The sequence below is a fragment of the Streptomyces sioyaensis genome (assembly GCF_004122735.1).
Lineage (GTDB): Bacteria > Actinomycetota > Actinomycetes > Streptomycetales > Streptomycetaceae > Streptomyces > Streptomyces sioyaensis.
This window is the reverse complement of record NZ_SDIF01000201.1, coordinates 1-7,708: the sequence shown is the minus strand read 5'-3', so window position 1 is coordinate 7,708 and position 7,708 is coordinate 1. Positions and strand designations below refer to the sequence as shown.

The window sequence follows — 7,708 nt, the reverse complement described above, 5'->3', positions numbered from 1 at the left end:
CTTCGACGGCCTGAACTTCGCCGTCCGCCCCACCACCCCCCGTACGAACGAGAGCTCCGCCGCCCGCTGTTCTCCGCCGCCGCTCTCGTGGGCGTTGAACCGCCACACCTCCAGTTCCTTCTCGCCCGCGTAGTGGTGGTACGCGGCGAAGCCGGTGGACGGCGGCACCACCGCGTCGCGCAGCGCCGTGCCGAACAGGGCCGGGGCGGTGGCGCGGACGGCGAAGTTCAGGCCGTCGAAGTGGTCCAGGGTGCGCAGGGCGGTATCGATGTGGCCGCGGGCGCCGGCGAAGTAGCGGGTGAGTTCGCCGTACGGGCCCGCGTCCGTGACCTCGACCGCCCGCCGGATGTGCGTCAGGAACGGCACATCGATCAGCGCGCCCGCCAGCCCGGGGACCAGCCCGGTCATCGCCAGGGCCAGTGCGCCGCCCTGGCTGTGGCCGGCGACCACGATCCGCTCGGCGTCCACCGCGTCATGGCCCCGCGCCGCCTCCACGGCCCGTACGGCGTCGGTGTACAGCCGCCGGTAGTAGTAGTCGTCGGGATCGAGCAGGCCCTGGGTGAGTTTGCCGGGGACGCCCGGGTTGCCGTAACCCACCGGATCGGGGGTGTCCCCGGGGCGGTTGGGGCCGCTCTGTCCGCGGGCGTCCATGACCAGCGTGGCGTACCCGGCGGACGGCCACAGCAGCCAGTCGTGCGGCAGCAGCCGCCCGCCGCCGTAGCCGAGGTACTGCACGACGCACGGCAGCGGTCCGGCGGCCGCGCGCGGACGCAGGAACCAGCCGCGGATACGGTGCCCGCCGAAGCCGGCGAACTCGGCGTCGTAGCAGCTGAGGAGGGCGAGCCCGGTATCGACCTCGGCAAAGCGGGCGTCGAGGTCGTGGGTACGGGCCTCGTCGAGGGTGCGCCGCCAGAACGCGTCGAAGCCGGGTGGTTCGGGAAGCGGCGGGCGGTAGGCGTGGAGCTCGTCGAGGGGCAGGTCGATGAACACGGGAGAACCTCCGCCCGTAGGGGTGGCTGGCTGCCTCTCGCCAACGGTGCCCAGAGGGCGGGCATTTCAGACACGGCACCGCGGCCGGACCGGCCGCCGCCGGGCCCCCGGACCGGCCCCGGCCGGTCAGCGGTCGACGCGCTTGCCCGCCGCGCCGCTGTCCACGACCTCCCCGACCTCCGCGGCCGCCGGATCGAGCACCCGCGCCAGAAAGGTCCGGGTCCGCTCGTGCTGCGGGGCGCCCACCACCTGCTCCGGGGTGCCCTCCTCGACGATCACTCCGCCGTCCATGAACACCACCCGGTCGGCGACCTCCCGGGCGAAGCTCATCTCGTGCGTGACGACGAGCATCGTCATACCGTCCTGCGCCAGCGCACGCATCACCGCCAGCACATCGCCGACCAGCTCCGGGTCGAGTGCCGAGGTCGGCTCGTCGAAGAGCATCAGCTCCGGGTCCATGGACAGCGCACGGGCGATGGCCACCCGCTGCTGCTGGCCGCCCGACAACTGCGCCGGATAGGCCGCCGCCTTGTCGCTGAGCCCCACCCGTTCGAGGTTGGCACGGCCGATCCGCTCCGCCTCGGCGCGGTCGCGGCCGAGCACCCGCCGCTGCGCGATCGTCAGATTGTCCAAGGCGTTCAGATGCGGAAAGAGATTGAAGGCCTGGAAGACCATCCCGATGCGCCGCCGGACGCGGTCGATGTCCACATCCGGGTCGGTGACCTCGGTCCCGGCCACCGTCACCCGGCCCGCGCTCGGCTCCTCCAGCAGATTCACACAGCGCAGCAGGGTCGACTTCCCCGACCCCGACGGCCCGATGACACACACCACCTCCCCGCGCGCCACCGAGAAGTCGATCCCGCGCAGCACCTCCAGCTCCCCGAACGACTTGCGCAGCCCCGCCACCTCGATGGCCTTCGGGTCCGCCGTGCCCGGTGCCGTCGTCTCCGCCGTCACGTCACTCACCTGGCCTTCGCCGTACGGGCCTCCAGGCGCCGGACCAGCTGGCCGAGCGGGAGGGTGATCACGAGATAGAGCAGCCCGGCGATCAGGATCGGGGTCAGGCTCTTGTGCTCATTGAGCGCGTCCCGGCCGAAGTTGGCCAGTTCGAACTGGGTGAGGGACAGCCCCAGCAGATACACCAGCGAGGAATCCTTGGTGAGCAGGATCAGTTCATTGGTCAGCGGCGGCAGCACGATACGGAACGCCTGCGGAATGACGATGGAGACCATCGCCCGCCCGTGCGACATTCCCAGCGAACGCGCCGCCTCCGTCTGTCCCTTGGGGACCGCCTGAATTCCGGCCCGGATGGTCTCGGCCATGTACGCCGCGCCCACCAGTCCGAGCGACAGCATCACCGTGACGTTCATGTCGAGCGCGACCTCGAAGGCCAGCGGCACACCGAAACCGAGCGCGATGAACACCAGCAGACAGGGGATCCCGCGGAAGAATTCGATATACGTGACGGCGATCCAGCGGTAGGGCGGCACCGAGGACAGCCGCATCAGCGCGAGCACCAGACCGAGGGCGAGGCCGAAGCCGAAGCCGAGCAGGGTGTAGAGGACCGTATTGACCAGTGCCGTGGTGATGATCTCGGGAAACAGCGCCTTGGCGACCTCGACGTCGAAGAACGCCATCCGCAGCTGGTGCCAGTCGGCGACCAGCGCGAAGACCACCACGGCGACGACCAGGACGCCGTACTGCACGCCGCGGACGATCCGCGCGCGCTGTCGTTTGGACACGGACATGGTGGCGGGCCTCAGCTCTGCGGGGTGGTGCCGAACCACTTCTTGTAGATCCGGTCGTACGTCCCGTCGGATTTCGCCTTCTTGATGACCTCGTTGATCTTCTTGCGCAGGACGTCGTTCCCGGTGCGCACGCCGATTCCGTAGTGCTCGCCGGTATTGAACTCCGCGTTGACCGCCGTGTCGGGATTCTGCTTCACATAGTCGAAGAGCACGCCGTTGTCATTGATGCCGGCGTCGACCTGACCGGACTTCACGGCGGTGAGCAGCAGCCCCAGATCCTCGAACTCGACGAGTTCGACGCCCTTGCCGTGGTCCTTGGCGTAGATCCCGCCGGTGGTGGCCTTCTGATAGCCGAGCTTCTTGCCCTTGAGGTCCTCGACCTTCTTGTAGGGCTTGCCCTTCTTCGTCAACAGTGCCTGGGTGGCATTGAAGTAGGGGTCGGAGAAGTCCATCACCTTGTCGCGCGCGGGCGTGATGGTCATGCCGGCGGCGGCCAGATCGCATTTGCGGATGGTGAAGTCCTGGCCGGTCTCGATGCCTTCGAAGGGGGTGTTGACGATCTCCTGCTTGATGCCGAGATCCTTGGCGACGAGGTCGACCAGATCCACATCGAACCCGACGATCTTGCCGTTCTTCTTCACCTGGAACGGTGCGTACGGAAGGTGGGTGCAGGTCTTCAGCGTTCCGGAGGAGACCAGCTCCAGTCCGCCGGCCCCCTTCTTCCCGTCGGACTTGGTGCTGCTGCACCCCGCCACTACGGCGATGGCAGCAACAACGGCTATGACAGACGACGCGGAGCGAGCGGACACGGGTCCTCCAAGGCGTGATGCAGATCAACCAAGCCGTGCGTGCTGCGATGTGGCCTGCATCCTGCCACCGGCTCGGTGCGCTGTCGCCGCCCCGTCGGTTGCGTCTGTGTAACGCCTTCGGCCCGCAACCGGGCCCCGCCGCCCCCGCCTCCCCGGGCGCCCCGTCAGCGGCTCAGTGCGGCCGCCAAGGCGGCGATGGCGTCCGGCCCCACCCGGCAGCAGCCGCCGATGAGCCGGGCGCCGTCCGCGGCCCAGGCGGCGACCCGGTCCGCGTCGAACGCCGCACTGCCGCACCAGGCCCGGGCCGCGGCGTCCCAGCTCTCCCCGCTGTTGGGGTAGACCACCACCGGCTTCCCGGTGATCTGCGCCGCCAGCCGTACGGCCCGGTCCGCATCGTCCGGCGCGCAGCAGTTCACCCCCACCGCGATCACCTCGTCGGCGTCCGCCGCCACCGCGAACGCCTCCGCCAGCGGCTGCCCGGCGCGGGTGCACCCGCCCGCGACGCTGTACGACAGATAGGCCGGCACCCCCAGTCCGCGCACCGCGCGCAGCAACGCCCGGGCCTCCTCGGCGTCCGGCACCGTTTCCAGCGCCAGCACGTCGGGCCGCGCCGCGGCCAGCACCTCCAGGCGCGGCCGGTGGAAACGCTCCAGCGCCGCCACCGACAGGCCGTAGCGGCCGCGGTATTCGGAGCCGTCCGCCAGCATCGCTCCGTACGGACCCGCCGAGGCGGCCACATACAGCGGCCCGGCAGCCCCGCCGGCCCGCGCCCGCCCGGCCGCCTCGCGGGCCAGCTCCACGCTGCGGCGCAGCAGCTCCGCGGCCCGCTCGGCGCCGATGCCGCGGCGCGCGAAGCCCTCGAACGTCGCCTGGTAGCTGGCGGTGATCGCGACCTGGGCCCCGGCCTCGTAGTACGCCTGATGCGCCCGCACCACGGCCGCCGGCTCCTCGGCCAGCAGCCGGGCCGACCACAGCGCGTCGCTGAGGTCGTGCCCGGCGGCCTCCAGCTGGTTCGACAGCCCCCCGTCGAGGACGACCGGGCCCGCGGCGAGGGCCTCGGTGAGCGGCGGGGACGTGCTGACCATGGTGCGAAGCCTCCCGGTGCGGTCCGGACGCGTGCGGTGTGCGCCCCTCGTCATGAGCGTAGTGCCGCCCGCTGACAGTGCCCCCGGGCGGTACCTGCGTGACCGGGGGCGGCTCAGCGCAGCGACGAGAACACGAACGAGAACCGCGCCGGGGCCACCTCCAGCCGGTGCCGCGGCAGCACACCCGGCCCGCACGACTGGCTGCCGATCCCGTGCTGCGCATGGTCGAGATGGAGCCACAGGTCCTCGCCGGGCCGCAGGTCCGTGGTGTGGCGGGCCGCCGTCAGCTCCTCGGCCGACCACCGGCGGGCGGTGAAGAAGAAGTCCGGGTCGCCCTCGATCCGCAGGCCCGAGCCGTCCGTACGGGTCAGCTCCGCCCAGCGCACCCCGGGCCGCGCGCCGTTCTCCTGCGGCCGCACATACGGCGTCTGCAGCGCCTCCACCGGCATCGACCAGCGGCCGACGCGGGCGGCGGCCCGGGTGTCGGGGTAGCCCTCGCCGGGCCCGCCGCCGAACCACTCGGCGCGCCCCAGGCTGCCGCACACCAGCATCCGCACCCCGAGCCGCGGCAGCGGAACCGGCCAGTCGCCCTCCGGTTCGACGCGCAACTCCAGCCGCAGCCGGTCGGGTTGGGCCGTCCAGTGGTAGACCGCCCACAGCGCGAGCGGCGAGCCGGCCGGGGCGATCCGGGTCCGTACCTGCACGGCGTTCGCACCGGTCTCCACGGCATCGACGCGATGCCGCATCCGGTGCAGACCGATCCGCCGCCACTCGGTGGCCGGCCGCGGCCCCGGCTGCCAGGGCGCGGCCTCGTCGTTGTCGGTCGGCGCCCGCCAGACGTCCAGCCGGGGGCCGCCGATCCGGAAGCCGTCCAGATAGCCGAGCGTCCCCGTGGCGGCGTCGAAGGTTCCCGGGCCCAGGACGATCACATTGCCTTCACCGCGGCGTGGCGTGGCCGTGGCCGTCCAGGAGGCGGCGGGACGCGGGCCGGCCGGCAGCTGGCCCCAGGCGACCTCGTGCCCGGCCGGCGCCCAGGCGGTGTCCTCGTCCAGCACCGCCGTCACCGTCCACAGCGCCTCCCCGTCGTCGCCCGGCTCGACCGGCGGCGTCGGCAGCGGGACCGTCGCCGAGGCTCCGGGCGCCAGCGGCGGTACGTCCAGCCGGCCGTGCCCGCGCAGCTGGCCCGCCACCTCGTAGATCCAGCGGAAGGTGAGATGACCGAGGCCGGCGAAGTCGTAGCGGTTGGTGAGCCGGACCGCGCCCGGGTGGCCCTCGTCGTCGGTCTCGGCCTCGATCCGCACCGGTTCGATGACCTTCGCGAATTCCAGCAGGCCCGGCGAGGGCATCCGGTCGGGGAAGACCAGCCCGTCGCAGACGAAGTTCCCGTCGTGCAGCTCCTCGCCGAAGTCGCCGCCGTAGGCATGGAAGAGCTCACCGGCGGGCGTCCGCTGCCGCAGCCCGTGATCGATCCACTCCCAGACGAAGCCGCCCTGGCAGCGCGGGTACCGCTCGAACAGCCGCTGGTACTCGCTCAGCCCGCCCGGACCGTTGCCCATGGCATGCGCGTACTCACACAGGAGGAAGGGCAGGTGCCGACGGCGGGTGTCCAGCTCCGGGTCGGGCAGCGGCTCCTCGGCGCGCTGCCCGATGCGTGCCACCTCGGCGTGGTCGGCATACATCCGGGAGTAGACATCGGTGTCGGCGCAGCTGGGGTCGCCCTCGTAGTGCAGGGGGCGGGACGGGTCGCGCTCCCGCATCCAGGCGGCCATGGCGGACAGTCCGCGTCCCGTGCCGCACTCGTTGCCCAGCGACCACAGCACGATGCTGGGGTGGTTCTTGTCCCGCTCGACCATCCGCCGGGCCCGGTCGAGCAGCGCCGGCTCCCAGCGCGGGTCGTCGACCGGATTGTCCCGCCAGCCCTGCTGGGCGAAGCCGTGCGTCTCCAGATCGCCTTCCTCGACGACCCACAGCCCCAGCTCGTCGCACAGGTCGAGGAAGGCGGGATCCGGCGGATAGTGGCTGGTGCGCACCGCGTTGATGTGGTGCCGCTTCATCAGCAGCAGATCGTCGCGCATCGTCTCGGGGTCGAGGGCGCGCCCGTGACGTGGATGGAACTCGTGGCGGTTGACGCCGCGCAGCAGGATCCGGCGGCCGTTGACCTTCAGCAGCCCGTCCTCGACGCGGACCGTGCGGAACCCGATCCGCAGCGGGATCCGCTCGCCGGGGGTGACCAGTTCCCCGTCGTAGAGATGCGGGTCCTCCGCCGTCCAGGGGCGCACCGGCACCGTCGCGTGCTCCCCGGTCGGCAGGTCGAGGCCGAGCGCCGGGACACGCACCCGGCCGGCCGGAGTGCACTCCACCCGCAGGGTGCCGTCGCCGGTGCGGTGGTCGAACCCGGCGTGGACGAAGTGGTCGGCGACCGAGCCCTCCGGGCGCCGGTGCAGCGTGACGTTCCGGAAGATGCCGGGCAGCCACCACTGGTCCTGGTCCTCCAGATAGCTGCCCGACGACCACTGGTGGACCCGCACCGCCAGCACATTGCGGCGCGGCCGCAGCAGTTGCCCCACCTCGAATTCGTGCGGCAGCCGGCTGCCCTTGAAGTGGCCCAGCTCCTGCCCGTTGAGCCAGACCCGGGCACAGGACTCCACCCCGGCGAAGTGCAGCACGGCGGGCCCCTCGCCCCACGCCTCCGGCAGATCGAAGACCCGCCGGTGATCGCCCGTCGGGTTCTCGTCCGGCACCCGCGGCGGATCGACCGGGAAGGGGTAGGCGGTGTTGGTGTAGACGGGCGCGCCGTTCGGCCGCGCACCGCTGCCCTCGAAGGGGCCGTCGGCGGCGGAGCGCCCCTGGAGCACCCAGTGGCCGGGCACCCGCAGGTCCTGCCACTGCGCGTCGTCGAAGTCCGGCCGGGCGAACGAGTCGTCCTCGGCGGTGGCGCCCGCCGAGAGCCGGAACCGCCAGGCGCCGTGCAGCGAGAGCCGGGCGGCGTCCGATCTCGCGTACCAGGCGCGGGGCGGCAGGACCCCGCTGCCCGGTGAGCGGTCCTCGTAGTACGGGAACGGGGGGTGCTCGGGGG

At 72.1% G+C, this 7,708-nt stretch carries 6 protein-coding genes; all 6 read right to left on the bottom strand.

Annotation, left to right across the window (positions count from 1 at the left end; translation table 11 throughout):
- Positions 1-990 (bottom strand): acetylxylan esterase (locus tag EST54_RS32460; RefSeq protein ID WP_129251269.1); only part of this gene is annotated, 990 nt, incomplete at its 3' end.
- A 126-nt stretch (positions 991-1,116) separates the two neighbouring features.
- Positions 1,117-1,956: an amino acid ABC transporter ATP-binding protein gene (locus tag EST54_RS32455; RefSeq protein ID WP_392567433.1), complete on the bottom strand. Its 840-nt coding sequence runs from the start codon at positions 1,954-1,956 to the stop codon at positions 1,117-1,119.
- Complete coding sequence (locus EST54_RS32450) at positions 1,953-2,738, bottom strand: amino acid ABC transporter permease (RefSeq protein WP_129251267.1); 786 nt, start codon at positions 2,736-2,738, stop codon at positions 1,953-1,955. Before EST54_RS32450 ends, EST54_RS32455 begins: the two co-directional genes overlap by 4 nt.
- 11 nt (positions 2,739-2,749) lie before the next feature.
- The gene (locus EST54_RS32445) at positions 2,750-3,547 is read right to left on the bottom strand and encodes an ABC transporter substrate-binding protein (protein ID WP_167511644.1); all 798 of its coding nucleotides are present in this window, start codon (positions 3,545-3,547) and stop codon (positions 2,750-2,752) included.
- A gap of 164 nt (positions 3,548-3,711) precedes the next feature.
- Positions 3,712-4,632 (bottom strand): homocysteine S-methyltransferase, encoded by a 921-nt coding sequence (gene mmuM / locus EST54_RS32440; RefSeq protein ID WP_129251266.1) that lies wholly within the window; start codon positions 4,630-4,632, stop codon positions 3,712-3,714.
- A 113-nt stretch (positions 4,633-4,745) separates the two neighbouring features.
- On the bottom strand, positions 4,746-7,708 hold a 2,963-nt coding region (locus tag EST54_RS32435; protein WP_129251265.1), incomplete at its 5' end, for a glycoside hydrolase family 2 TIM barrel-domain containing protein.

Bases quoted from the DNA above. Each gene is read 5' to 3' on its own strand.
- EST54_RS32450 (WP_129251267.1), bottom strand. From the start codon at position 2,738: ATGTCCGTGTCCAAACGACAGCGCGCGCGGATCGTCCGCGGCGTGCAG.
- mmuM (WP_129251266.1), bottom strand. From the start codon at position 4,632: ATGGTCAGCACGTCCCCGCCGCTCACCGAGGCCCTCGCCGCGGGCCCG.